Consider the following 24,524-nt stretch of genomic DNA (forward strand, 5'->3'; position numbering starts at 1 on the left):
AGGTGTCAAGGCGCCCTAGAGACCCACGGGTTTAGTGGGGCTCTAGGGTTGCCCCACAGCGTGGCCACTGGCAGCCGCAGGCGGCCGGCCCCAACGACAATTTCAGTTAACCAACGTGAGGATGACGCAACACCTGATCGGGATAAGCGGTGGTGACGTACTCGGTGATGGCGCGGATCATCTTGGCCGTCGACGGTGCCTTGGCCTGTTCCGCGTTGACCACCAGACAGATAGTCCGATAGAACTGTGTATCAAACGGATAGACGTGGACGTTGCCAGTGACCTTCTGTAGCGCCAGCTCGGGCAAAATACCCATGCCCATTCCGGCGTCCACCATGGCCAGAATGGATTGGTCGTCAATGGAGAAACGAATGGCGTTGGGCCGAATTTGGTAGTGATCCAGGGCCGCCTTGGTGTCCTTATCGTAGTCGCCGCGTTGGAGGATGAAGTTTTGGTCGACCAGGTCGGCCGCGGTCACCGTCGTACGATTGGCGGGGATGAAGTCGGTCGGCGTGATGCAGTAGATTTCATCCTTGACCAGCGGTAGGACCGTCAGTTTTTCCGAAACGGGCAGGGCCGACAAGCCTAAATCAAGGCGACCGGATTTAACCGCCGCGGCGATGTCCGCGAAGCCCGCCTGTTCCAAATTAATTTGAATGTCCGGGTAGTCCTGTTTGAAGCGCCGAATGATGGGCGGCAACCAGGAAATACAAACGGAGGAGAAGGCGCCCAGCCGCACGGAACCAGCGTTTAACCCGTTGATATTGGCAGCGGCCTGTTCCAGTCGGTCCTCGGCGTTGATGACGCCTTGAATCAGGGGCAGGACGGTCTTGCCGTCGGGCGTCAGCTCAACGCCAGCCCGGTTCCGGATGAAGAGTGGGAAGCCTAATTCCTTTTCCAATTGATTGACGGAGTGGCTGATGGCCGAGGGGGTCACGCTCAATGTCTGGGCGGCTCGGTAAAAAGTGTGTTCCTGTACGATGGCTTGAAAGACACGGTACGCAAAAGGTAACATGTGCGGCCACCTCCTTTAATTTTTATGTGTGTGGTTGATCTCCGGTTGGCCGGGCGGGTGACTGGCTGTGGGGAACGGTAAAAGCCAAAGGGCGGTCTTTTACCTCGACTCGAAGCCCCCGTCAAGTACGCGCGGTCTTCGAGCTCGTCCCGTGCTGTAAGTTCGGGAAAAATCCCCCGAACTAACACCACCGACACTGCCAGTCACCCGCCCAGCCAACCTCCGACAATAACACCGCTCTGAATCCGCGGGTGGCGAGTAGCGGCGTTACCATCTTGCTAGTTAGATTAATAGTAGTCTGCCACGGGTTTTTAAAAATATAGATTAAACATGACAAACTTTAGCTGACAGATATTCACCTAAGGCCCGATTAGCATGAGTGCCTGACACGTTCACCACTTACATAAATGGGTCATTCAGCGGAAGGCCAGTCTTCCCCCAACCAATTGTCGATTCTGACAACCAATGTAGCCGCAGGTGGTCAGGGGCGGGGGACTAGCCGTGACGACGGTGTTACTTGGTGGGTTTAAGCCAAGTTACTCCGTGGGATGAGCTTGGAGACTCGGTGTATTTCCAAGGCTCCAAGTCAAGGAGAAAGACCGCCTTTGGGCTTTCTCCGGTCCCCACAGCGGCCCGCGTCCCTGGCCACCGTAAGCGGAAATTTAGGAAGAAAAAGCAACCTTTAGTAAAGATGAATGCCATTCATGCAATTTCTAGATAGTTGAACGAGTCTTTCTGTCACCGATATTCTATCATACCAGTAAGCAGTCAGGAAGCTTCAGTCAGCGGTTCGGCCAGTCAGTAAGCCGATCAGAAAGGTGTGACCGTCATGTTGAAAAATTTAGTAGCACAGCGCGTCAATCCCGATGTCCCGTCAGCCTTGAGTGGGCTGTTTGTCAATGACCCCGATCCCCACGCCATCTCATTTGCGGCGGGGAGTCCGAACGAACGGCTCTTCCCAGTCAAAGAAATGCAGCGGGCCTTCAACACCGCCATTGAGCAGCAGGGCGCCCACCTTTTCCAGTACCAATCAATGCAGGGGAACCTCGACCTGCGGGAAAAGCTAGTCGCCCGGATTCAGAAGTGGGGCCACGTCACGACTACGGCGGACAACGTGATTGTCACGGTCGGTGGGCAACAGGCCATCGAACTGGTCGCGAAGGCCTTGCTCGACCCCGGCGATGAAATGGTGGTCGAGGTGCCGACCTACGTGGGGGCACTGGCGGCCTTTGACCTCTACCAGCCGACGTATTACTCGGTCGACCTCCAAGCGGACGGTCTCGACCTCGACGAGCTGGAGGACACCTTAAAACGTCATCCTGGTATCAAACTACTGTACACGGTGCCGGACTACCACAACCCGACCGGCATCACCATGAGTGTGGCCAAGCGCCAAGCCTTGGTGGCATTGGCGAACCGCTACGACTTCATCATTTTAGAGGACTCGCCGTACCGCGACCTAGGGTACGCCAACCTGCCGTTACCCGCCATCAAGAGTTTTGATACGCAGGACCGCGTCATCTTCGTGTCTAGCTTGTCGAAAATTCTAATGCCGGCACTGCGGACGGGCTGGCTCGTAGCCGATGGGTCCATTCTAGACGCCATCCTGAAGGTTCGGTTAGCCAGCGACCTGGAGGCCAACGGGGTGATTCACGCGGCGATTGCTAATTATATGGAAGAAAACGATTTAGACCAGCACGTTAACGTGTTGAAGGACCACTACCGCCAACAGTGTGCGGCCATGGTGGCGGCGCTGGAAAATGACTTCCCCGAGGAGGTTAGTTTTACGCGGCCTGAGGGTGGTTTCTTCGACTGGGTAACCTTGCCCGAAGAACTGGACGCGGCGGCGCTCCTGAGCCAGCAGGTGATTCCTCAGGCCCACATCAACTACGTACCTGGTACGAACTTTTATCCGGGGCGCGACGTTCATAATTCCTTGCGGTTATGCTTCAGTGGCTTATCGCCAGCGGAAATCAGTGCGGGCATGGGCCGGCTGGGCGAGCAGGTCAAGGCGGCGGTGCGTGAGGTACGACCGGTGCTGTAAACCTAGCGTAAAAAGGCAAACTTAGCAGCCTAATTACCACCAAGTTTGCAATAATCGCCGTTTTTTTAAATCTTCACCACCAAAACGACCGGCAAATTCAAATTTTCGCTCGGATATCAATCTTCATGGTAAGTAAAGGTTGAAAGCAATGAAACACCCACTGTGCCTGATACAACCAGGATCGGGTAAGTCAGACATAGTGGTTACCGTCTTACCGTTCGCCAAATTTGATTCATTCTCGGCTACCTAGGGGAACGGCAAATATTGAATAAGTGCTGTCATTCAGGTGTTTAAGCTAGCTTAGTTTCCAAGAACCCGATTAACCGGAGGCCGTCAGAGGTGGAGCCAGCAGTGTCGACGGTGTTAGCCGATTTTCGGCTTACAGCGTGGGACGTGTTTGGAGACTGGTGGTTTTTCCAGGCTTCAAACCGAGTCGGAGGACCGCTTCTCAGGCCGTAGGCGTTCCCCACAGCAGGCGGAATCTCTGACGGCCGCAGGTGGCTGGATAACTGTTTTCAAACTTTAGATAGTAATCAAAAAATCACCCACACGTTGGCAACAAGGTTCACTAACGTGTGGGTGATTCTATTTTTAAATCATATTAAGCCAAAGTTCCTACTTAGCTGGTTCCAAGAAGATGGCGACATCGCCAAGGCTAGAACCACCTTCGTAGTAATCGGGATCGGTTTGAACACTGATTCCAATATGCCAACCCTTGAACTGGGCCCGCGTAGCTGCCGGGTACCCCTGCTTCTTCAACAGTTTGTTGTAGGTCTTCAGGTAGTTGCTTGGCGTCCCTGGACAGGAGAACTTGATTAGTTTCTGACCAGGGCCAGCGGTGACGTATTGTGCGTCGACACCGTCCGTTGGGTAGGTAATCTGATCGGCATCATTAGTTAACTGTTGATCCATAGTGGTTCCCGGGAAGAGACTATGTAAATCGTTGACCAAAACCTGTTCCTGTTTCTCCTGGGCTGCTTCAGCTGGACTGACCTTAGGTTCAACGCCACCCGGTGTCAAATAGCCGCGCCAAATCCAGCCACCATGTGGGCTGTAGAGCGTATGAACGTGGTAGTAAATGGCCGACGTATGCTTGCGCTTGTTGTACAACTTTTCGTGCGCATCGGTCACCCAGGTAATGTTATCCCGGTTGTACGCATAGCGCGTGCCCAGGTGCTTCGAGTAACGGGCCCCACGCATCGTGTGGAATTGGTGCGCCTTCATACTTCGCCGCCAAACTAGGCGAACGGAATTGGCCCGGGCCGCTGAATATTGAGAAGCGTGCGCGGTGGTTGGTTGGCTAACCAGTAGTGGGAAAGCTAAAGCCGCCGTCACGGTTCCTAAAACGATTAATGATTTCATGGTAATTCTCCCTCTACTAATTAGTTTAACGCTAAGACCGGTCAAGGGTGGTCAAAATGCACCACTTTAAAGAATTTGAAATATTAGTTAATGACCGACTATTTTTTAACTACCAATACTTTATTAGCTGAAATGAAGTGGCCGTTGGGCAAAACGAAGCGGTTCGTCAGATGGTATGACTTAACGGCCTTGACCTTCAGGACGGTGCCGCGGGTGTAGTGACGTTGCGACTTGCCAGTTAAGCTAGCGGTTTTGTAAGCGTTCAGTCCGTGGCGACTTAACACTTTGATGCGCTTGGGCGTTGATTGATAGTAGGTGCTTTCGACGTAAGCGTTGTTTGCCGTGATGTAGCCGCGGAGTTTGTCGGTTGTCTTGGTGTGGTTGACGTCACGGACCTTATAACGCAGGGTACCGTTCTTACTCTGGGCGTAACCGGTGACGACAAATTGCGGCCGCTTTGTCCGACTTTCCTTGGCGTAGAAATGCTTGCGGGTGGCCTTAGTAAAGTTTGGCGTCTGATAGAGGCCAATGGCTTTGGTGGCGTAGACGGCCTCACCTTTGACGGCCACGGGCTGAGTAGCCGGCTTGTCTGCCGTGGATGATTCACTCGCACTGCTGGACGAACTACTGGTGTTGGTGCTACTACTGTTACCGCCACCACCGGGTTTCACCGGATCAGCGTTCTTGATGTAGTGAATGGTGGTCGTGAAGCCGTCGGAAGTGACGGGGTCATTGTCGCGGAGCGTGTAACCAGGAATGTCATAGTGGGTCTGGGTGAGGTCGGCCTGCAGGGTGTGCACCATGTCGGTCATATCGCTACCCAGGACACTTGGCTGGTCACCAGGTTGAGGCGTACTGATTGGTAGAACCAGTGGTGCCTGAGCGTCCTTGCCATTTTGGTCGGTAAAGTTGATTACAAAGTTGGTGGGGTTGAGACCACCATCGTTATTGGTCAGGGTGCTGTTCCCAGCATCCAGACTGATATCCTGGACATCAGGACCAGCAACTTTGACCCATTCAGAGGTGCTGGTACGAGCAAATAAGCCAGCAGTGTTGTAGTCTTTACTGTCATTCGGGTTGCGTGGCTGAAGGCTGAGTTGAAGTTGATCAACCGAGTACGAGGTTTGTCCGTTCAGGACTTCTTCTAGGCTAACTCCCTGTGGGTCAAAGATAGGGTAGGTCGTGTTTTCGTCAGCGGTAAGCGTTATGACGTTATTATAGCCTGCACGATCAGGCATTGTGGTCCACACGGCGTAAGTCGTACCAGGCATGACCCCATGGGTTGCCGTGTCACTACTGTCGGCGGTGATTTTAGTCGTGGGGGTGGTGGAATCCCCAGTAGCGGCGTGCGCCTGAACTTGCGTTGCAGCGCCGGCAGTCAGTAAGACTGCTGAGAAGAGTAAAGCTGAAAGTCCAATTTTTTTGATTGTCATAACACAGTTCATCTCCTAAGAGTCACGCCAGTCAGCAACTAAATTTAGTTACCAGCTGGCGTGAGCAATTTTGATTAAAGCGGTTATTTCTTAATGACTAACGTCTTATTGGCGGAAATGTAATGGCCGTTGGGTAAGACAAAGCGGTTCGTCAGGTGGTACGACTTAACGGCCTTGACCTTCAGACTGGTGCCGCGGGCATAGTGCTTCAGAGCTTTACCCTTCAGGCTAGCCTGACTGTAGGAGTTGATGCCGTGGCGACTCAGAACTTTGATAGTCTTGGGATTGCTCTGGTAGTAAGTATTCGTGACATAAGCACTGTTGGCCGTAATGTAGCCAGTCAGCTTAGCGTTGTGGACGTCGCGAACCCGGTAGCGTAGGACACCATTCTTAGAGCGAGCGTACCCCGTGACGATAAATTGGGGCCGGTTGGTTCGGGACTGCTTACTATAGAAGTGTTGGCGGTTAGCTTTGGTGAAGGTCGGTGTCTTGTAGAGACCGATTGCCTTGGTAGCGTAAACAGCTTCTTTTTTGACCGGAGCAGGTTGATTGTTAGATTGGTCAGCGGATGAGGAGGCACTGCTGGAAGAGCTGGAACTACTGTCGGTGTTGGTGGTATTACTGGTGTTGTTGCCAGTGTTGCCACCAGGGGTACCAGGGTCGACTGGCGTCTCCTTGGAAACGTAGTGGAACGTGGTCGTGTAGTCGCCATCAGTGGTGACTGGATCAGTGGCACGTGGCGTGTAGCCGTCGATGTTGTACGTCATTTTGGGGAGATCGTCACGAATGCTGGTCATGGCAGTCTTGATGGAGTCGTTGACATGATTTGTGGGATCTTCCTCTGTAAGGTATGAATCAATGGGAATTATTAGGGGGTTTTGAACAGCTTTATCATTTTGATCGACAAAATTAACGGTAAAGTTAACCGGGGATTTTCCACCGGTGGAGGATAATGTGTCGTCGCCAATGGAAACATAGACTTTTGAATTTAGCTTAATCCATTGGGTGGGATTGTTTTGGAGTTGTAATAATAAACTGTCAGTGTTGGCAGGTTCAAGATTAACAGCGATTTTTGTGACAATTTGTGCACCAGGACCAGGGGTTGTTCCATTCTGTACGCCGTGGTCGTCGTACGTGGGGATGCCGTTTGCGGCAGAACCCAGAACAGCCACGGTGCCGGCAGGCAAATCAGCCCAAGCAGTGTGGGTACCGTCAACGATACCGTGAGTGGCGTCACTGGTGCTGGTAGTAGCCTGAGTCGTTGGCGTGTCAGTGGATGAAGCGGTTGCATTTGTCTGAACGGTAACACCAGCAGTTAGCAATGTAGCTGAGAAGAGCAAAGCTGATAAACTCATTTTTTTGAATGTCATGAAATACTCAATTCCCTTCATATGTAGAATTATATGAAACCCTATAGCTTGAGTATAGTGTTAGACCGGGGGAAGGACAACGAGTTTTCTCGAAAAATAATTATGAATATGATAAGTGATTTATCCTGTCGACGAAGCGACTGGCTAGTGGAGAATACCGTGATCAACGGACTTGTTCGTCCAATTACAAGTAAAGCGGCAACAAGGATACAGGAGTGAGAGAATTAGAACGTTCTCATGTTAACGCGGGGTATTCCACATACAATGAAGATATTGGTCGTTAAGTGACGTCTCACTAATAGGAAGTAATAGCGCTATTGGCCAGTAATAATGGGGCCTAATTGGTCATAGTTCTCTACAGGGATGCCCATCAACAGCCAAATTCAAGGCAAAACAAAAAGGGCCGACGAATATGACTTCGCCGACCCTTTACCTTAAAGAAGTTAATCGTTTCCGTTCTCCGCGGAAGCGATTACTTTAAGGTAACAATTTCCTGTTGCCAAAAAGCATCACCCCCTTTCTTTTGATAACAGCAGTATGGACCCAGCCGAAAAGAAATGCAAGTAAAGTGACCTTCCTTAAAGGTGCATTAAGCTTTAAACGGTTTTAAAGGTTTAAGTATCGCTTAAACAATAGGTTTCAGGAGGTTTTCATTAACTGGTACCGCTTTTAAAAAGATGTCAATACTGTTACAGAAGCCGGCTTATTATTTCATTCCAACGACAAAAAGAGCATAATCCTTGTTTCCCCGCAACTATCAAGCTATAATCATAGTCGTAGTTAGGGGATAGCAAACGAGTTAGTACTTTTAAAGAATATAATTCTTAACAAAAGCGCTAATTTCGGTTATACTATTCTTGCTTGATAAATTACATATTTTATGTTTGGAGGAAGAAAGATTATGCAATCAAGTTTAAAGAAATCACTTTACTTGGGTCTCGCTGCATTAAGCTTTGCCGGCGTTGCTGCAGTTTCAACTACTGCTTCAGCTAAGTCATATGCTACTGCAGGTGCCTATTCTGTTTTAAAGACGGACGCTACTAAGCGTAACGTCGAAGCTACTGGTACTAACGCTTTATACACTAAGCCAGGTACTGTTAAGGGTGCTAAGGTTGTTGCTTCTAAGGCTACCATGGCTAAGTTGGCTTCTTCAAAGAAGTCTGCTGACTACTTCCGTGCTTACGGTGTAAAGACCACTAACCGCGGTTCAGTTTACTACCGTGTAGTTACTATGGACGGCAAGTACCGTGGTTACGTTTACGGTGGTAAGTCTGACACTGCCTTTGCTGGTGGTGTTAAATCCGCTGACACGTTGACTAGTGCAACGATGCCTACGCGTACTGCTGGCTTCCGTTTGACAAACGCCAAGAAGAACACGCTTTGGACTGCTCCTAACAACACCCAATACAAAGCTAAGAAGGTTAGCATGTACGGTGCCAACGCTACCGATACCTTTACGGTTTCCAAGGCAGCTACTAAGACGCGTGAAGGTAGCTTGTACTACTACGTTACCGACGAACAAAACTCTGCAGTTGCTGGTTGGATCTACGCTGGTAACGGCTACAAGGACGCCTCAACGACGACTCTTGGTGGCTTGACTACCGGTGTTGCTGAACCAGACGCAACTAACGACAACAGTGTTAAGGTTGTTTACCGCGATGCTAACAGTGCCCAAGTTGGTTCTGCTACGTTCATCACGACTGCAGCTAAGACTAAAGCCGGCGATGCTGTAGCTTCTAACAAGAACGCTGCGGGTAAGGACTTAGCTACTTTTGCTGCTAACTCATTGCCAAGCGGTTACGCTTTGAAGACTTCACCAGTATCAACTAGCAACGCTACCTTTGGTAACACGCTGTACGTTGACGTGATTGCTGCTGCAACGTCTAAGGTTTCCTTGAACGTTGAAAAGGTTGACAACGGTTCATTCTCTATCAGCAGCCCATTAACTACTGGTAACCTGAGTGCCAGCGAAGCTTCAGTTACTCTGAATGCTGACGCTATCTCAGCATTGAGTGGGAACAAAGGCGAAAGCATCCCTTCAGCTAAGTTGACGACTATTGCTTCTGGCTTTAGCTCAACTTTCAAGGGTACGAAGACTTACTACACCACTAGTGGTGCACCAGTTCACTACGAATTCACTTTCAACCCAACTAACTTCACGAGTGACAACCGGAATGCTTCATACGGCGACACTTTGAAGGCTAGCTTCGTGGCTACGTTGAAAGACGGCGCCGCAACTACTACTTCTACTGACAGTAGCTGGATTGCTTAAGCTTAATTAATCTTTGAGAGCCATCAAATCAGATCTGATTTGATGGCTCTTTTTATGCGCTTTTTAAGAGGATACCAGATTGAAACACAAAAGGCAGATGGCCAACTCATAAGGACATCTGCCGAGGAGATTCAATCACTAGAATATGAGCCGAGTTAGTACTCGGAAATCAATAGATAGTAGTGGTCAATTTGAAGTTTAGCACTTATCGAAGTGGACCAGATGGATAAGGTAGTGTGGAGTTAAAGTTGGAACATGGTCTAGGGGAAACTAAAAAATAGATTGATTTAGATTAACGTTGACTTGTTGGCTGATGTATTATCAAGAATTTTGTATTATGAGGAAGGCCCTCATAATTCGGGAATTTGTTTTAAAGTTTGTTTTTCGATGAAATCGTTGGCTGGGGTGTAAGAAACTGCTTAAATACATAAGTTTAAATATTCCAATATTATGATTGATATAGGGAATTTTAAATAGGGTGTTCTTTCTGAAGGTGGTTCTTGCTATACTGGTGGCTGTTCAACCATAATATTTTCTAGGGGAGAAGACAATGAAATCAACTTTAGCAAAGTCACTATACTTGGGGTTAGCTGCACTGAGTTTCGGAGCGGTTGCGGCAACTTCAGTATCAACGACTGCAGATGCTGCTTCTAAGGCCAAGATTGTATCTAAGTCTGCTTTAGGCAAGGCAAGTAAGAACGTGGAAGTTACGGGGACTAACGCGATCTACTCAAAGCCAGGGACTGTTAAGGGTGCCAAGGTTGTTGCATCTAAGAAGACGGTTAAGGCTTTAGCAAGTTCACAGCATTCCAAGGATTACTTCCGGGCTTACCACATGGCAGTGACTAACCGAGGAACTGTATACTACAAGGTCGTTTCTATGAACGGTAAGTACCGTGGTTACATCTACGGTGGTAAAGTTCAAGGAACTTTGGCTGGCGGAATCCGTGAAGCCAAGACTGTTAAAGAAGCTACTTTGCCAACACGAGTAAAGGGCTTCCACCTGAAGGACGTTAAGAAAAACGCTCTGTGGTCTGCACCTAAGTACACGGAATACAAGACGCACAAGTCTAGCCTGTACGGCGCAACTTCAAAGGATACTTTCACGGTTTCTAAGGCAGAAACTAAGACTAAGGAAGGCTCATTGTACTACTATGTAACTTCCGACCAAAACCCTTCAGTTGCTGGCTGGATCTTCGCTGGTACTGGTTATGAAAGTGCTGCAACGACTGAATTTGGTGGCTTGACTGTTACCGAATCAGAAGCTGCAGCAACTGACGATAACAGCGTAAAGGTTGTCTACCGTGACGGTTCAAAGATTGTTGGCCAAAACGTTTGGATTACGACTGCTGCTAAGACGCATGCCGGTGACAAGGTAGTTACTGCTTCAAGTGTGACGCCAGCACCTGCACCAACGCCAGCACCAGCTCCTGCTCCAGCACCAAATCCAACTAATCCAGCACCAGTAGCTCCGGCTAAGCCAGGCTCTGCAGCTGCGAAGACTCGTGCTACAGCACCAGCAGTTAAGGCTTCAACCAACGTTGCTGGACTTACGCTGGAAGACTTCATTGCTAAGAAGGCACCAGCTGGTTACCGAGTAACTAGTAAGGCTGCTGATTTAGTTGTTAACGCAACTTACGGTAACACCATTTACGTGAACGTTGAGAGTGTTGGAACGTCTAAGCTTCAATTGATGCTTGGGACAGTTACGACGAACAAGGTATCCGTTCAAAATGGTTTGAAGCAAGGGACTAAGCTGACGGCTGCTGATGTAACGGCACAGCTTCCTAAGGATGTTGCTGAAATGTTAACCGGTAAGGCAGGTCAAACTGTTGCTAACTTGGACAAGTTACAAACTAGTTTGGGTGCGCTGAAGCTTTCTGGTAAGAAGACTTACCTGGATAGCTCTGCCAAGCAATACCACTATGAATTCACGGTGTCACCAGAACATTTTGCTACCGATAACCGAGCTGTAAGTTATGGTAACGCGTTGACGTTATTCGTGAATGCTAACTTGGTACCATCTTCTGGTACCAGCACGTCTACTGACAACTCATGGATTCAAGACAAGTAATTCAATAGTCATGATTAAGGATGATCGCAGAGCATGCCGGCGGTCATCCTTTTTTATTTTGGCGCAATAAAAAATCGCCAGTCGCCTGACGATTTTCGATGAAGCTATTTGACTACTTTAACGTACTTGCTGTTGGCAGTGATGAAGCCACCAGCTACCTTGTATCGCTTGACGCCGGAGCGGTGAGTCTTGTCGCCGTGGGAGTGGTCCCAACCGGAAACCTTGATAGTTGCGCCCTTCTTGTAGGTCTTAGCGACCTTCGTCAGGTTAACATCTTTGTAGACTCGGACCGTTGTCTTAGCCTTCACTTTTTGAACAGTCTTTGGCTTAGTAGGGGAGACGTACTTCTTACTACCAGTAATGTAGTTACCGTTAGGAAGTTGGTAACGGGTCGTCTGACCTACCTTAACCACCTTCGCCACCTTGATAGCCGTGCCCTGCTTCATGTGACGAACCTTGCTGGTTAAGCCGGTGTTACGGTGAACGTTGACGCCTTTAGGGTTGGTAACGTGGAGCGTCTTGTAGTTGTTACCCTTCCAGTAGAGGTTGGCCACGTACTTGGAGTTAGCCGTCACGTGAGAGCCATCACTCAACTGGTAACGAGCAGCGCCGTTCTTAGAAGTGGTCTTCTTGACTACCGTGAAGACTGGGGCGTGGGCCCGGGTCTTCTTGGCGTGTGTTTGAACCCGTTGGTGATTCTGGAAGGTTGGGTTGGTGTACCGGTAGAGCTTTTGCTTACCGTAGATCTTGAATGGCGTTACGGCTGTGCCGGATCCTGATCCGTTACCGTTGTTGCCGGTATCGACATCGGTACCTGGGTCAGTGCCACCACCATTTTCGTCACCACCACCAGGGGTATCAGTGCCACCGCCGTTGTTGCCGCCACCGTTGTTGCCGCCACCGTTATTGTCACCGCCACCAGTTTCGTTAGCCTTATATTTTACGGTGATTTCTTGGTTAGTACCAATTTCCAGTTCTGAAAGATTAACCGTTACGCTAGCTTGATCTGGTGTATGGCCTTCAACAGTTGGAGAAGTAATTGTTTGTTCTTTTGACTTGTCATCTCCTCGAATTACCTTTGTTTTAGCAACTTCGGTGTTATCTTCAGAAACGTATTTGATTGTCGCAGATCGAGCTTCTTTTTCTGGAATAGACCGTATTGAAGTGGTTTGATTAGTATCAGATTCTTCGCCAAAAGTGATAGTATCAGTACTAAAAACGTATTTTTCAGTTCCCCAGTTCCAAGGCCTTAAGGCAGTTTCTAAAGTTGAATGTTTCAAGTCAATGGTTTCACCAGGCATACCATGAACTACGATGTTCCCAACTGTAATACCAGATTTAGTTTGAACTTTAATAGTCATACTTACCGTACTCTTTGAAAAAGGAACGTTGACGGTTGAGTTGTTTTCGCCGATTTCATGTGAAAGTTCATTTTCAAGTCCAGTAGTATCCAGAGTATATCGTTGAGCACTATTATCATTTTCCTTTTTCCAATTTTCGTACAACTTATTGGCAAGGTTAAAGGTTCCTGCCCCGTGTTCTGAAATAGACCATGCTTTGTATTCGTTACCCCAAAGTTGAGAATTTCCAATTTGGTCATTGTTCAACAAGGAGAAGGAATTAAGTGCTTCCCGATAACTAAGCGGAGCGTAAAATGGAGCTGCCTTTTCAGCTTGTTTTATCAAATCGCTATAGGTTGCTTCGTCAGGGAATTTTTCATCGTCAACTGTAATCTTTAATTCGTCCGATTCAACCACCTTGTGTGCTGTATCGTCCTTATCAACCGGTTGTAAAGTAAACGTATATGGTGCTGCTTTCGCCGTCACCGTCTGTGCTTCACTCCAAGTACTGCCTGCCAAACCGACACCCACCGTTGCTGCTAAAACTAATAATCCATTATGCCACCGCATATTATCTCATCTCCTTGTTTTTTGTATTAGGTTTTTGTGTGTAATAACTATAACATCAAGATAATCATTATTTCTACCACACATTTGCAAAAGTGGACAATAATCTTAATTTATTATACGGTTATGTATCGTTTCTTCTAATATATAACCAAGTTTACTGTTTGAACGTATTTATTTTAAATTTGTTGTTGACGTCGTTTGTTTGGTAAATTTGTTTTAATCACTATTGGATTAGATTGCGGTAGTACGGTGTTTTGGCAGATAACACTGTTTTCCGTGAAGTAATCCAGTTTGAAATTACACTGAGGCTTTGAATCGCATTTTGCGTATAAAGAAAAGAGGGCTCGAGGTTGGTTAATACCAATCCCGAGTCCTCTTATAGAACATACTATTTAACTTTAGTAATGTAACTCTTGTCAATCCAAGCTTTATGACCGGCGTGATCTTTTACTTCGAAGTAGGTATGCTTCTTGCCGTTGATCTTGATATGCTCTTCTTTAACCAGTTTCCACGTGGTTTTCTTGTGTTTTGGCGTGTGGCCAAACGCTTTTTTTAGGTGGGAATCTTTAAACCACTTTTTGTTGCCCTTTAAACGATAAGTATATTTAGTGTGGAGGTTCTTAGTTGAGGTAATCTTGATTTTAGCTTTCTTCTTAGCCTTCGTTACCTTATGTTTTTTGACGGGCTTGTCCGCCGCGCCGCTTTGATGAGTAACTACAGCGGGCTTAGTTGCCGGGGTTGTGGCTGGTTTAGCAGGCGCAGGCTTGGCTGGTGTTGCGGGGGTGACGACGGTCGGATGCGTTACTTGAGCCGGTGCCTTAGGGGCAGGGTAGGCCGTTTTCTTACCGTCAGTTGAGATTAAGTACATGGAACGTAGCTTTGCCTGTTGGGCGGGGGTGAAGTTGATCAGCGTCGTGATGTAGTTAGTCATACTCCCGTAGTTACTCTTGATTTCGCTGAAGTATTCTTTGATCCAGGCTGCTTCAACGTGGCCACCGACCTCGTTAGACTGCATGTAGTCGTCGGTGATGGTCTTCTCGCTCATCCCCAGGATGGACATGACTAAGACGGTCGCAATTCCCGTCCGGTCCTTACCCGAAGAACAGTGGTAAAGCGTTGCCTGTGAGTTCGTGAGGAGCTTGTTTAGAAATTCGTGGTAACCGTTCACGGCTGGGTAACCGAACTCCAACCGTTGAACGTAGAAGGAACCGTCACCGGAGAAGTCACCGCTCAGCGTGGGGTGTTTACTGCTGTCACCAAACGCATGTGGTCCTAAGATGGATAGCTCCGTCGAAGTAGCGCCGGGAACGGGCTGGTCGGGTTCGTAGTCAATTTGACCAGGCGTTCTGAAGTCCACGATTGACGTCACGTGGTAGTCGTGACTCAGCACCTTCTTGTCCCCGTTAGTTAAGCCGTTCAGGTTGCTTGAGCGAATTAACCGTTTGGGCCGAATCTGCCATTTGCCGTCAGCTGTTTGATAGCCGCCCAAATCCCGGGCGTTGTAAGCACCGACCAAAGGAATGAGTGTCTTGTTGATGTCACCGTACTGGTCGACTAAGGCCTTCAGCGCGGCATCGTCGTCAGCGTTCCTGGTGGAACGTGTGATGGCGACAGGTGCCTGTTGCGTGGTAGCGGCGAGTGCACTAGGTCCGCCGATACCAGCCAACGAAAGCACCACGCCGGCAATACTCAATGACTTGACAATAGATGAACGTTGCATAAAATCCCTCCCAAAACAATTATATGTGTTACGGTTCCTATTCTAGTGGTCAAATGTATAGGGGCTGTTGGAATTATGTATTTGTTTTGTAAAGGGGTTGAACCCGTTATGAGATTAGTTATTTTGGGGGATTTCAAATGCAAAACAAGTTAATAACTGATCCGGTCACATACTTATCTGGTTTATCAAATGGACGTGTGCTATTCTTTAGCATAGGAGGGCTAAGTTATGAAATCATTAGTGAAATACATAGTTTCAATAGCTTTATTAATTGCGTTATTCCTAGGCGTTTCAGCGGCTATGCCAACGTCGGCCAGTGCCAAGACGTACACGAATCCTAAGACACTGCGGCGACATGATTGGTACTCGAATCATGAAGATGTTGCGGGGAAGTGGCGCTTCTGGAAAGTTCACTTTGCCAAGCACTCTGTGTATGAATACAATAAGACAAGCCGGAATGGTAAATGGAAGAATCGGTCACATATTAAGGCGAGTCGTTATTTTGTTCGAAAAGCCAACCACAAGCATTGGTATACCTATGGTTTCCGTGGGTCTGATACAGCATTCATGAGCAGCGTTAGAACGATGAGTATCAAAAATACTGGAGCTGATTCTAAGACGCACTGGACGATGGTTTCGTTTGATATGTCGAATAATAAGGGTGGTTTCAAGACAGGTGCGCCGTACAAATGTTGGGAATACTTTACGAAGATGAAGTATGTTTCATCCAATTATGAGTTTTATCATGAGGTCAATCATTTCATTAACTAATGTGGTTTAAGCTACATTAAATTATCGTGACAAGTAAATCGTGTAAGTGTTAATTTGCTATACTAAGAGGCATTAACAATAAACTAATATCTAAATTCGAGGAGACAATCAAATATGCAATCAAATTTATCAAAATCACTGTATCTTGGACTGGCTGTGCTGAGTCTGGGTGCTGTTGCGACGGTATCTACGTCTGCCAGTGCTGCTACCAAAGCCAAGGTCGTTTCAACTAAGAAACTGTCCACTGATGGGACTAAGCGAAACGTTCAGTCTAACGGTAAAAATGCCCTTTACTCCAAGCCAGGGACTGTCAAAGGCGCCAAGAAAGTTGCGTCTGCTAAGACAATGAAGAAGCTGGGCACTTCCAAGAAATCCGCTGACTACTTCCGTGCCTATTCCCAACAAGTTACGAATAAGGGAACTGTTTACTACAAGATCGTTTCCATGGACGGCAAGTACCGTGGCTACGTTTATGGTGGTAAGAAGGAAGGTACCTTTGCTGGCGGTATCAAGAAGGCTTCCACGATGAAGAGTGCCACGTTACCTGCTAACCAGACCGTTTACTTCAGTAAGCCTGGTAAGAGCAACGTAACGTGGAGCGCACCAAAGAACACGCAGTACAAGGCTTCCAAGTCCGTTAAGGATACGACGGCTTACGCTGATGACGTGTTAAAAGTCACCTCAGCAGCCAAGAAGATCCGTGAAGGCTCTCTGTACTACTACGTGACTGATGCTGCTCATCCAGAAGTTAATGGCTGGATCTATGCTAAGTCAGTTACTTCAACTAAGCCAACGACTGATACTTACAACGAAAAGACTGATATCAAAGTTAACTTTGTTTCTGCAACGGGTAAGGCCGTTAAGTCAACAACGCTGAGCAATTTAACGGATGCTAACGGTAAAGTTTCTGCGGCTAAGGGTACGGCCGTTAGTGCTGACGTTGCTAAGACTGCAACCGACGCCTGGGGCAAGAGCTTGTTGTCTGGTACGGGTTACACGTACACAGCTACTGATTCTATGAACAAGACGGCCGTTGCTTCTGCTAAGACTGGCGAAACGCTGACGTTGGTGGTTAACCAGAACGCCAACGCTGACACAAAGGTTCAGTTCTACGCGTTGAGCACTGATCAAACCAAAGGCGCTGCTAAGCTGACTGCCTACAAGTCTGGCACGGCGACCGCTACGACCGTTGGTTTCCCGACAGTTAGTGCCGCTTTCACCGGTGCTGCTGATGCTGCCTTCACGGTTAGTGATCTGCAAGTTTACTTAGCTACTAACAACCTGATGACGTTAAACACGCCTTCTTACAAGGATGCTGATGGCAAGCAGGTTTACACGCAATACAAGTTTGACAACGCCGTAGCTGGTACTTACAGTACGAGCAAGAATGCCCAAGCCTTTTACCATGCCGTTGTTGTTGCTGGCCCATCACCAGTTGATACACCAACGACTTCAACCACGACTAGCGCTAACTACTTTGCCTAAGTCGCACAATTAGATCATACATGAAAGGCATCGCCCACCGGCGATGCCTTTTTTGCGTACTCAACGATTAGCCAGCAGCTTCCGAGAATTCGGTAACTGCAAAGGTAACTCACTAGGACTAACGCCCGCAGCGGCACAAATAGCTGCCACTAAATCCTTAGCGTACAGCAAGCTGGCAATGTCGTGGGTTCCCAGTCGAAATTCAAGCATGTACAAATCATACATGGTAAATGGCCGTTCACCGTTCTCAACGGCTAGGTAGTCGCCATCGGCGTAGACCTTGGTTGCTACTTTTTCGGCTAGCTCGGGTTCCACCTGGGTGCGCAGGCACCGCAGGATGGTGGGGTAGTCGTTGCTGACAGCTGGATCGGTTAAGGTCGGCGCCGGTGACTTTAAAAAAGCGCAACGGGTCATCGCCGCGCGGGGATCCGTGCTTGGGTTGGTTAAGTCAGCGAACACTGCCTCTAAGCGCTGATAGAAGAGTTGGGCAGTCGCTGCATGCAGATCGGTCGTCCGTCGTAATCGCGCAACGTCTGCGTGCGTCAGTTGATAATTTATGAGAATTAATTCCAGGTCGTCGGGATTGGGGACCAAGATACGGTCACGCTCCAGTTCACGTAAGTACCAGCCAGGGACGTCCACGTCCGCCAGCACTTCGTCTGGGGACACGTTGGCGCCCATGATTACTCGGGCTACCGTCAGAATCTCTCCCAAGGAATGTCGGTCGTTTACCATCGTCATGGCCTCCTTTAGGTTTTGGCCAAGTATAGCAAACCATCCTGTGGCCAACATGATAGAGGAGTGAGAAAACGAATTAATTCTATATAATTTTAATTATAGTTCGTTAGAAATATACATAATTGTTTTGACCCAACACTGTTAAAGCAGCTAAATGGTGCGGATAGTAAGAAATGTATATTTTAAAAAATAAGTGTATTTTTCTTGCTATTATTCGGCTTTTGTGCGATTGTATAGCTGAGCCACAAGACAGCCATGGTAAGCTTTTAGGTGCCTTAATGTCTTCGAGAAAATGAGGAACATTAATGAATAATGCTCTGCTTTATGGGTTAACTGAAGACTATCGGGCAAGTGTGGCAAAAATCGGAGAGGTCGATCTGACTAAGCTCCAGCTGACCAATGTTGAACGATTTATTCCGGGTACGAATCTTGAGATGGACTGGGAATCATTGATTTTCATCAAAAATTTTCGGCGGACTAATGAGCGACACAATACGGTTGTCTGGACTGAGAAGGATGGCTTCTTCCGCACGGAGATGACATCTGACGGTTTGGTCAACCAAAGAATGAATGCGGGAACGCAGAATTGGCATGAAATCCAAACGATTGCTGAGGTTATTGGGATTCCGATGCCGTTACCATTTGTACTTGGTAAGACTATGGCAATTAAAACTAGTGAGAATAAGTCGGGGAATCATTTTAGCTGGTTAGGTGTTCATGCGGTAAGTAACTTAAACGAGATGTCTAAGGATAATCGGGTGAGAATCTTACTACATTGCGGCATGAACGCTGTCATTGAAGACCGAGTTAGTCGGTTGAGCAAGAAAATGTTCGAAGCACACGAAGTTCTTCGGTTTCAACAGGAGCGCCACGCTTTTGCCATTCAGCAGAACACGCCCGTACATGGTGGCTATTACCCACCACAAGCTCGGTTGATGGAGTTTGAGGTTAGACTTTATCTAAGTTTTGCCCTCAAACTGATTCGTAAGACGGGGTTTGATATTCGGGCGAGTGAGGCTGAAAAGCTGACCGTGGACATTCTGCACAACAAGAATCAACGGCTAGAGCATCTCGACGACTGATTAGACGTTAACGTGCGGAAAGATGGGGAGTGACGTACTCTCAGTGAGTCCAAATACAATGATTATTATAAAAAGTTTGGCTAAGATGTGATTTGTTTATAATATAGTCGGTTATCTATGGTAGGATATTTAAGAAAGGTAGCTCGGGGGTCAACCTTTTTGGCCTCAAACTAATTTTCACGCGATGACTATGTTTAGACGAACCGGTGGGGGTGGCAGCCCGCCGGTGGTCACGAGGAGGAGAGAGTCATGATGGAAGCGAACAAATTAGCCGTAGATGTCGAGCGGATTCACCAACTGAATTCACTTCTACGGCCCTTCATCAAACGGCCAAGCACCGGGGATGCGATTACCTTTGAGCAATACCGGATCTTACACGAATTGGCGGGAGAGAAGATCAGCACTAGCGAACTTTCCCGTCGGTTAAATGTCGGTCAATCAATGGTCTCCATTCAGATTAGCCGACTGTTGAACGGTGGCTTTATCCAGGATGAAACGTTACCGACCGATCGGCGGTACCACGTTTTCCAGATCACCCCGCGGGGACGCCGGGTCGAGGAGCACGTCAGTGAAGTTTTATCCGGTGCACTGCCAGACTTGATGACCCAACTTGGGGAAATTCTCAAATAGTTTGGCATAACAAAAACGGGTCCGAGACAATCACGTCTCAGGCCCGTTTCGTTGTTATTCGGCTGCTTCTAATTCTTCAGCAGGTTCTTCCATTGGCTTGCCAGCGGCATCGACCAATTGAAGTTCACTGTAGCGAATCACGACCAAGTCACCGAAGGAATCAATCTTATCGGTTTCTTTCTTGGATAATTGATCTGGTTCGACTTTCACCAGCGCAGAATGTTCGTAAGTCTTAGTAATGGTTCCGTAGAAAGCGTCTGAGAATAATTCAGTCTTTTCGCAGAACACACGATTATCTTCATGTAATGCCATGGCGATCGTCCCCCATAAAAGTAATTTATAACAGAGTAATGGTCTCATGGGAAAATGTCAAGGACTTTTCGGCCAAAACATAAATATAGCGAAAATATTCAGGGGATTTCCTAATAAGTGATTAGTTCAACAAACTAACCGCGCCGCAATGCCTCAATCCGAGACTGGGTAGCAAACGTTTGTAGCAGTTCACTTTGTTGGGTGACCTGAGCAGCAAAATCAGACAAGAACTTCAGGTCAATATCGCTTAAGCTGCGTTGACGTTGCGCAGCCGTGAGCAGGTCATCGACCTGTTGGCGGAGCTGTTGATTGGTAGCCAACACCTCACCAAATGCCGTTGTAGCGGGAAGACCGCTGACAGCCGTTGTGTGGACGACCGGTGCTGAAGCTGTCTTAGCGGACACTTGAGACGTTGGCGCCGCCATAGCGGCTGAGGTAGCTGCCTGAACGCGTTTAGGTGCTGGGGTGCTGGCGTCAAAGTAATAATAGACCTCACGTGGCTTGAGGGCCGCCTTTTTTATACGTTGGTCAATTGATGGGGCGGCCGAGACCGCACCCATCACGACGGAGGAGACGTAGCCCTGTTCGCCTAACATCTGCCGTAAGGTGACGGCCCGGATGCCACGAATGCCCGGAAACTTTTCCTCAGACACCACTTCCGTTTGGGTATCGTCTTGAAGCCATGCAATAATTTGCTGCCGAATCTTGGCAGCCTGACTGTTCTTCGTATTTGCCATTCTTTTTTGCCTCCGTATGGGTTGGTGTATACTGGTTGATTTGGTTAGTGCTGTGCTTTTTTGCCGCGATTGGCTGGGCAGGGCGCCGCCCTGTGGGGCAGACCTGGGAGCCAAAGGACGGTCTCCCAGGCGCCTTGGAACCTCGCTCAAGCCCGCGAGTTTCCAAGGCCGGCCCGTGCTCTAAGACCGGGTAAACCGCCCGCCCTAAGACCACCTTCACTGGGCTCTGCCCTGCCCAGCCAATCGCTACCGTAGATATATGATGCCATTAGGTGCGTGAACCCACGGTGACGATTGATCTGGGTGGGAGGTGTTGGCGGCTGGTGAAGTGGGGTTGCTCGGTCCAATGCCTAGTATCTTTAGGCAATGCTAGTTTTCCTAATGAAGCGGGTGATTATTTTCCTGCCAACTGTGCGTGGCGTTCATTGCTTCGTTAGCGTTATGACCAGGATTGATGGACTGGCCACGCTTGCGTCTTCACTAATTAATAATTAAATGACGTTGTTATTAATATTGAAGCATTATTTATGGGGTGCTGACAAGCGTTTGGTGTCAAAAAGCGTGAAATAATTGGGAGTTTTTGCGGTTACTAATCATTTTACAGTAAGTATGGTACAATCAAAGTACATAGAGAACTTTCTGGTGAAACCAAACTGGACGTGGTTTGGCAGGCTGACATCACTGTGCGCGGGTAGGTCGATCGAGACAATGCTGGCCGTGATGGTCACCTTCATGGTGTGTTTCCATGAATCTTTGATTGAGCGAACGCCGATATCAAGGAGGGGGCGCCTAGCGACTCTTCCTTTTTGTTACTCACGCCGTGCACCACCGAAATGTCGAATGAATATAGGAGTGAACAAATTTTGCATATCTTTAGAGATGAAAACGGGATTCGTCTGGTCGTTTCCCACCAGCTCGGACATTACGCCGTCCATTTCGCGAACTACGCCCCAGAACAAGAATTCGTGAACTACGAGTTAAGTCGCGATAAGCATGGCCGTTATCATCTGACCATTGAGAAATCAAACTTACGTGAATTAGCCCAACCAGTTTTCCAAAAGGAACTGGTCTTCGGTGACTTAGGCGACAGCCTGAACCCCGTTGAAGGCGTAACCTTAATGTTGATTTAGGGTGAAGCACTGTAATCTTAGATTACGGTGCTTTTTAATTTGGCTTTCCGCGGTGAGTCGGCCGAGGTGGGGAAGGCGGTCTTGTACCTCCACTAGGAATACCTCAACAAACCTGGACTTGATATCATGGGAATGTGATTGACACGTTAAAAAGGATTCAGACGAATTCAATTCGTTTGAATCCCTTTACTGATTAGTTGACTGTGATAGCCATCTAATTAAAGTTTTAAACCAATTTAGTGTTAACTCAAAATCGTTTATTTTCGTGTTCAGAGCATATCGTGCGAGCCGGTATTTAAAATCAGTAATGTAATCTCATCTTCACTGGTGACTTCGTATAGTAATAGCCAATTGGCGTCTAGGTGGATCTCGTTGATGCCTGTTTTATCGCCTTTGAGCATGTGCCACTTGAATTGTCGAACCAGAGCATCGTGGTCTTCAGCCGCAATCAAAGCGATTGCTTGTTTCATTCTCGAAGAGTCGTAATGCTTCTTTTTGAGCCGCTTCCAATTTCGCAAGAATATCTTAGTATATTCGATGCGCTTAATCATTAGTATAGCCGTCGGGGTCATCGAGAATCTTCAGGAATTCATCGACTGAGACCGTGGTGGTTTCGCCGTTTTTGACTTCCTTTAAAGCTTGCTTGAGATCTGAAGCTAGCGTGTCATTGGTTGGTTTGAAAGGCAGTCCGTTTTCTTTGATCATTTGTGAAATGAACAGGTTAACAGCTCCTGTGAGGTCGATACCTAAGCTGCTAGCTACTTGTTCGGCCTTCTGCTTACGGTCGAGGTCCATGCGGATCGTTAGACGCGTCTTTTCTGATTTACTGGTATTGATCATGATTTTTAGCCTCCTGCTGGTGCTATTTGGTGAATATTTTATCACCAAATGACACAAAGACATAGTGAATCGACTTTTTTTCGCCAAATTCACGCCTAAGTTAATAATTTGTAATGGTGTTGGCAGCCGTGCTTCTAGTGACTGAGTTTTAAGTAGTGTTGATCGTTGTTAGTGGTGGGCTTAGTTCAAGTACGCAGTGGTTTCTTGAAGTAACTGTTAGTGGCAAATTCAATTGTGGCTAATCAGCCACTACATTGTGGTTAACAGTTTAATAGTTTATTCTTAAAGTGAATAAGTGTGATTATTGGAGGAGATTGCGATGCGGCGCTATCTACGAGCGCTCATGCCATTAGTAATTAGTCTGATAGTGATTAATTTTAAACTAGACGTTTCAGGCGTTGTGCCAGTTTGGACCTGGTGGAGTCTTTATTTATTGCTGAACTATGGCCTGTTTTTTACGGCGGTGGACGGCTGGTTACGGACTGGGAGTGTGAAGCAAGTCACGCAGCTTCACCCTAAGTCAGATCAAGAAGCCATGCGGTTGGGAGCCAATTACGCAAATACCGGGCACACGGGTGTCGGGCGGATTGGTGATGCCGGCGGTGATAGTCGGTTAAGTAACTGGGGGACCGATTTTATTCTGCGTTCGTTGATTATCTGGTTTGGTGTGTTTTGGTATCTATGGTTGAAACTAAAGAAGTAAGATGTGCTTAGGCGCTTTGAATTAGGCCGACTCTAACTGCTTGTTGTTTAGCAAACGGCTAAAATCAGTCTGAGTTTTGAGAAATATATTTACTAAAAGAATGAATTTCAGTTAAGCGCTGACCCCCATAATGGTTTGGCGTTTTTTTAGTTTGATCGTTAAGACACTTGGCTTGCTAAATGTAACTATGAGTATTACAGTATAACTGTAAACAAAACGAAAAGGGGTTCTTCAATATGACAAACGTATTAGTTCTCGGTGCCAATGGTAAGATTGCCAAGCTGGCTACGGCTCAGTTGTTGGCGGAATCCGACGCACATTTAACGTTATTTTTACGAAACGCTAAGCGCTTAGCAAGTGCGGCCAGCGACCGCGTCAAGGTGGTTGACGGTGACGCCAGCAAGCCGACAGATTTGCAGGCAGCCATGGCCGGTATTGACGTGGTATACGCCAACTTGGCTGGCCACAACATCGAGGCCGAAGCTCAGGCGGTGGTAAGCGCCATGGACGCTGCCGGTGTGAAGCGTTTAGTTTGGATCTCGACGTTGGGCATCTACGATGAAGTTCCGGGTGCTTATGGCAAATGGAATCATCAGATGTTGGACGGTGGCTATCTGGAGACTTACAGTGCTGCAGCTAAGGTCATTGAGGGTTCCGACCTGGATTACACGTTGATTCGGCCAGCCTGGTTGTCTAACAAGGACGAGGTCGATTACGAGACCACTCAAAAGGGTGAAGCTTTCAAGGGAACTGAGGTTTCCCGGAAGAGTATCGCCGATTTGGTCAACAAATTAGTGGCTGATCCTAGCCAAGCAATTCGTGCTTCACTAGGGGTCAACAAGCCTAACACGGATGGGGATAAGCCTTCCTGGTACTAATCGAAAACTTATTTTTAT

21 protein-coding genes are annotated in these 24,524 nt (G+C 47.8%); 10 read left to right on the forward strand and 11 right to left on the reverse strand.

All coding sequences use genetic code 11. The annotated features are described in order from the left end of the window. Nucleotides 1–106 precede the first annotated feature (106 nt). On the reverse strand, nucleotides 107–1,015 hold the full coding sequence (locus AB3Y94_RS09635) for a LysR family transcriptional regulator (RefSeq protein WP_125683053.1): 909 nt from the start codon (nucleotides 1,013–1,015) through the stop codon (nucleotides 107–109). 829 nt (nucleotides 1,016–1,844) lie between these two features. On the opposite strand from AB3Y94_RS09635, the gene AB3Y94_RS09640 reads away from it, so the two are divergent. Beyond that, nucleotides 1,845–3,059 carry a PLP-dependent aminotransferase family protein gene (locus AB3Y94_RS09640; RefSeq protein ID WP_367296028.1) on the forward strand — a complete coding sequence of 405 codons (1,215 nt, stop codon included), beginning with the start codon at nucleotides 1,845–1,847 and terminating at the stop codon, nucleotides 3,057–3,059. A gap of 615 nt (nucleotides 3,060–3,674) precedes the next feature. Here AB3Y94_RS09640 and AB3Y94_RS09645 read toward each other — a convergent pair. The 3 genes from AB3Y94_RS09645 to AB3Y94_RS09655 all read right to left on the reverse strand — a co-directional run bounded on the left by AB3Y94_RS09645 (nucleotide 3,675) and on the right by AB3Y94_RS09655 (nucleotide 7,224). Next, complete coding sequence (locus tag AB3Y94_RS09645; RefSeq protein WP_367296029.1) at nucleotides 3,675–4,421, reverse strand: hypothetical protein; 747 nt, start codon at nucleotides 4,419–4,421, stop codon at nucleotides 3,675–3,677. 98 nt (nucleotides 4,422–4,519) lie between these two features. After that, nucleotides 4,520–5,854, reverse strand: coding sequence for a DUF5776 domain-containing protein (locus AB3Y94_RS09650; RefSeq protein WP_367296030.1), 1,335 nt, complete (start codon nucleotides 5,852–5,854; stop codon nucleotides 4,520–4,522). Nucleotides 5,855–5,937: 83 nt separating this feature from the next. Further along, a complete protein-coding gene (locus AB3Y94_RS09655) occupies nucleotides 5,938–7,224 on the reverse strand; it encodes a DUF5776 domain-containing protein (protein ID WP_367296031.1) in 1,287 nt (428 codons plus the stop codon). 901 nt (nucleotides 7,225–8,125) lie between these two features. Between AB3Y94_RS09655 and AB3Y94_RS09660 the strand changes: the two genes are divergently transcribed. Continuing rightward, a complete protein-coding gene (locus AB3Y94_RS09660) occupies nucleotides 8,126–9,496 on the forward strand; it encodes an S-layer protein (protein WP_367296032.1) in 1,371 nt (456 codons plus the stop codon). 550 nt (nucleotides 9,497–10,046) lie between these two features. Further along, entirely contained in the window at nucleotides 10,047–11,570 is a 1,524-nt protein-coding gene (locus AB3Y94_RS09665; protein ID WP_367296033.1) for an S-layer protein, read from the forward strand. 104 nt (nucleotides 11,571–11,674) lie between these two features. Here the strand turns inward: AB3Y94_RS09665 and AB3Y94_RS09670 are convergent, their stop codons facing one another. Together AB3Y94_RS09670 and AB3Y94_RS09675 are read right to left on the reverse strand one after the other, a co-directional pair. Beyond that, on the reverse strand, nucleotides 11,675–13,480 hold the full coding sequence (locus tag AB3Y94_RS09670; RefSeq protein ID WP_367296034.1) for a DUF5776 domain-containing protein: 1,806 nt from the start codon (nucleotides 13,478–13,480) through the stop codon (nucleotides 11,675–11,677). 388 nt (nucleotides 13,481–13,868) lie between these two features. Further along, nucleotides 13,869–15,200, reverse strand: coding sequence for a tyrosine-protein phosphatase (locus AB3Y94_RS09675; protein WP_367296035.1), 1,332 nt, complete (start codon nucleotides 15,198–15,200; stop codon nucleotides 13,869–13,871). Nucleotides 15,201–15,428: 228 nt separating this feature from the next. Here AB3Y94_RS09675 and AB3Y94_RS09680 point away from each other — a divergent pair, with 228 nt between their 5' ends. Further along, nucleotides 15,429–15,971 (forward strand): hypothetical protein, encoded by a 543-nt coding sequence (locus tag AB3Y94_RS09680; protein ID WP_367296036.1) that lies wholly within the window; start codon nucleotides 15,429–15,431, stop codon nucleotides 15,969–15,971. A gap of 114 nt (nucleotides 15,972–16,085) precedes the next feature. Next, on the forward strand, nucleotides 16,086–17,456 hold the full coding sequence (locus AB3Y94_RS09685) for a hypothetical protein (RefSeq protein ID WP_367296037.1): 1,371 nt from the start codon (nucleotides 16,086–16,088) through the stop codon (nucleotides 17,454–17,456). A gap of 60 nt (nucleotides 17,457–17,516) precedes the next feature. On the opposite strand, the gene AB3Y94_RS09690 is transcribed toward AB3Y94_RS09685, so the two are convergent. Beyond that, the gene (locus tag AB3Y94_RS09690) at nucleotides 17,517–18,191 is read right to left on the reverse strand and encodes a hypothetical protein (RefSeq protein WP_367296038.1); all 675 of its coding nucleotides are present in this window, start codon (nucleotides 18,189–18,191) and stop codon (nucleotides 17,517–17,519) included. A 308-nt stretch (nucleotides 18,192–18,499) separates the two neighbouring features. Between AB3Y94_RS09690 and AB3Y94_RS09695 the strand changes: the two genes are divergently transcribed. Continuing rightward, a complete protein-coding gene (locus tag AB3Y94_RS09695) occupies nucleotides 18,500–19,276 on the forward strand; it encodes a hypothetical protein (RefSeq protein ID WP_367296039.1) in 777 nt (258 codons plus the stop codon). A 249-nt stretch (nucleotides 19,277–19,525) separates the two neighbouring features. After that, a complete protein-coding gene (locus AB3Y94_RS09700) occupies nucleotides 19,526–19,906 on the forward strand; it encodes a MarR family winged helix-turn-helix transcriptional regulator (RefSeq protein WP_367296040.1) in 381 nt (126 codons plus the stop codon). Between the two features lie 54 nt (nucleotides 19,907–19,960). Here AB3Y94_RS09700 and AB3Y94_RS09705 read toward each other — a convergent pair whose 3' ends face one another. Both AB3Y94_RS09705 and AB3Y94_RS09710 read right to left on the reverse strand, forming a co-directional pair. Further along, nucleotides 19,961–20,218, reverse strand: coding sequence for a hypothetical protein (locus AB3Y94_RS09705; RefSeq protein ID WP_125683564.1), 258 nt, complete (start codon nucleotides 20,216–20,218; stop codon nucleotides 19,961–19,963). A gap of 134 nt (nucleotides 20,219–20,352) precedes the next feature. Next, nucleotides 20,353–20,955, reverse strand: coding sequence for a hypothetical protein (locus tag AB3Y94_RS09710; protein ID WP_367296041.1), 603 nt, complete (start codon nucleotides 20,953–20,955; stop codon nucleotides 20,353–20,355). 863 nt (nucleotides 20,956–21,818) lie between these two features. Here AB3Y94_RS09710 and AB3Y94_RS09715 point away from each other — a divergent pair. Next, nucleotides 21,819–22,085, forward strand: a complete 267-nt coding sequence (locus tag AB3Y94_RS09715) for a hypothetical protein (RefSeq protein ID WP_125683567.1) — start codon at nucleotides 21,819–21,821, stop codon at nucleotides 22,083–22,085. A 269-nt stretch (nucleotides 22,086–22,354) separates the two neighbouring features. Here the strand turns inward: AB3Y94_RS09715 and AB3Y94_RS09720 are convergent, their stop codons facing one another. Then, nucleotides 22,355–22,636 carry a type II toxin-antitoxin system mRNA interferase toxin, RelE/StbE family gene (locus tag AB3Y94_RS09720; RefSeq protein ID WP_225428418.1) on the reverse strand — a complete coding sequence of 94 codons (282 nt, stop codon included), beginning with the start codon at nucleotides 22,634–22,636 and terminating at the stop codon, nucleotides 22,355–22,357. After that, nucleotides 22,629–22,925 (reverse strand): type II toxin-antitoxin system RelB/DinJ family antitoxin, encoded by a 297-nt coding sequence (locus tag AB3Y94_RS09725; protein ID WP_367296042.1) that lies wholly within the window; start codon nucleotides 22,923–22,925, stop codon nucleotides 22,629–22,631. Before AB3Y94_RS09725 ends, AB3Y94_RS09720 begins: the two co-directional genes overlap by 8 nt. Before the next feature lie 319 nt (nucleotides 22,926–23,244). Between AB3Y94_RS09725 and AB3Y94_RS09730 the strand changes: the two genes are divergently transcribed. Continuing rightward, nucleotides 23,245–23,628, forward strand: a complete 384-nt coding sequence (locus AB3Y94_RS09730) for a hypothetical protein (RefSeq protein ID WP_367296043.1) — start codon at nucleotides 23,245–23,247, stop codon at nucleotides 23,626–23,628. Between the two features lie 236 nt (nucleotides 23,629–23,864). Next, the gene (locus AB3Y94_RS09735) at nucleotides 23,865–24,506 is read left to right on the forward strand and encodes an SDR family oxidoreductase (RefSeq protein ID WP_125683574.1); all 642 of its coding nucleotides are present in this window, start codon (nucleotides 23,865–23,867) and stop codon (nucleotides 24,504–24,506) included. The last annotated feature ends 18 nt before the right edge of the window (nucleotides 24,507–24,524 follow it).

The sequence above is a fragment of the Levilactobacillus yonginensis genome (assembly GCF_964065165.1).
Lineage (GTDB): Bacteria > Bacillota > Bacilli > Lactobacillales > Lactobacillaceae > Levilactobacillus > Levilactobacillus yonginensis_A.

Excerpts from the sequence above, each read along its gene's own strand:
- AB3Y94_RS09645 (WP_367296029.1), bottom strand. The coding sequence starts at position 4,421 with ATGAAATCATTAATCGTTTTAGGAACCGTGACGGCGGCTTTAGCTTTC.
- AB3Y94_RS09650 (WP_367296030.1), bottom strand. The coding sequence starts at position 5,854 with ATGACAATCAAAAAAATTGGACTTTCAGCTTTACTCTTCTCAGCAGTC.
- AB3Y94_RS09685 (WP_367296037.1), top strand. The coding sequence starts at position 16,086 with ATGCAATCAAATTTATCAAAATCACTGTATCTTGGACTGGCTGTGCTG.
- AB3Y94_RS09690 (WP_367296038.1), bottom strand. The coding sequence starts at position 18,191 with ATGGTAAACGACCGACATTCCTTGGGAGAGATTCTGACGGTAGCCCGA.
- AB3Y94_RS09660 (WP_367296032.1), top strand. The coding sequence starts at position 8,126 with ATGCAATCAAGTTTAAAGAAATCACTTTACTTGGGTCTCGCTGCATTA.
- AB3Y94_RS09670 (WP_367296034.1), bottom strand. The coding sequence starts at position 13,480 with ATGCGGTGGCATAATGGATTATTAGTTTTAGCAGCAACGGTGGGTGTC.
- AB3Y94_RS09675 (WP_367296035.1), bottom strand. The coding sequence starts at position 15,200 with ATGCAACGTTCATCTATTGTCAAGTCATTGAGTATTGCCGGCGTGGTG.
- AB3Y94_RS09665 (WP_367296033.1), top strand. The coding sequence starts at position 10,047 with ATGAAATCAACTTTAGCAAAGTCACTATACTTGGGGTTAGCTGCACTG.
- AB3Y94_RS09700 (WP_367296040.1), top strand. The coding sequence starts at position 19,526 with ATGATGGAAGCGAACAAATTAGCCGTAGATGTCGAGCGGATTCACCAA.
- AB3Y94_RS09640 (WP_367296028.1), top strand. The coding sequence starts at position 1,845 with ATGTTGAAAAATTTAGTAGCACAGCGCGTCAATCCCGATGTCCCGTCA.
- AB3Y94_RS09710 (WP_367296041.1), bottom strand. The coding sequence starts at position 20,955 with ATGGCAAATACGAAGAACAGTCAGGCTGCCAAGATTCGGCAGCAAATT.
- AB3Y94_RS09705 (WP_125683564.1), bottom strand. The coding sequence starts at position 20,218 with ATGGCATTACATGAAGATAATCGTGTGTTCTGCGAAAAGACTGAATTA.
- AB3Y94_RS09730 (WP_367296043.1), top strand. The coding sequence starts at position 23,245 with ATGCGGCGCTATCTACGAGCGCTCATGCCATTAGTAATTAGTCTGATA.
- AB3Y94_RS09635 (WP_125683053.1), bottom strand. The coding sequence starts at position 1,015 with ATGTTACCTTTTGCGTACCGTGTCTTTCAAGCCATCGTACAGGAACAC.
- AB3Y94_RS09720 (WP_225428418.1), bottom strand. The coding sequence starts at position 22,636 with ATGATTAAGCGCATCGAATATACTAAGATATTCTTGCGAAATTGGAAG.
- AB3Y94_RS09725 (WP_367296042.1), bottom strand. The coding sequence starts at position 22,925 with ATGATCAATACCAGTAAATCAGAAAAGACGCGTCTAACGATCCGCATG.
- AB3Y94_RS09735 (WP_125683574.1), top strand. The coding sequence starts at position 23,865 with ATGACAAACGTATTAGTTCTCGGTGCCAATGGTAAGATTGCCAAGCTG.
- AB3Y94_RS09695 (WP_367296039.1), top strand. The coding sequence starts at position 18,500 with ATGAATAATGCTCTGCTTTATGGGTTAACTGAAGACTATCGGGCAAGT.
- AB3Y94_RS09655 (WP_367296031.1), bottom strand. The coding sequence starts at position 7,224 with ATGACATTCAAAAAAATGAGTTTATCAGCTTTGCTCTTCTCAGCTACA.
- AB3Y94_RS09680 (WP_367296036.1), top strand. The coding sequence starts at position 15,429 with ATGAAATCATTAGTGAAATACATAGTTTCAATAGCTTTATTAATTGCG.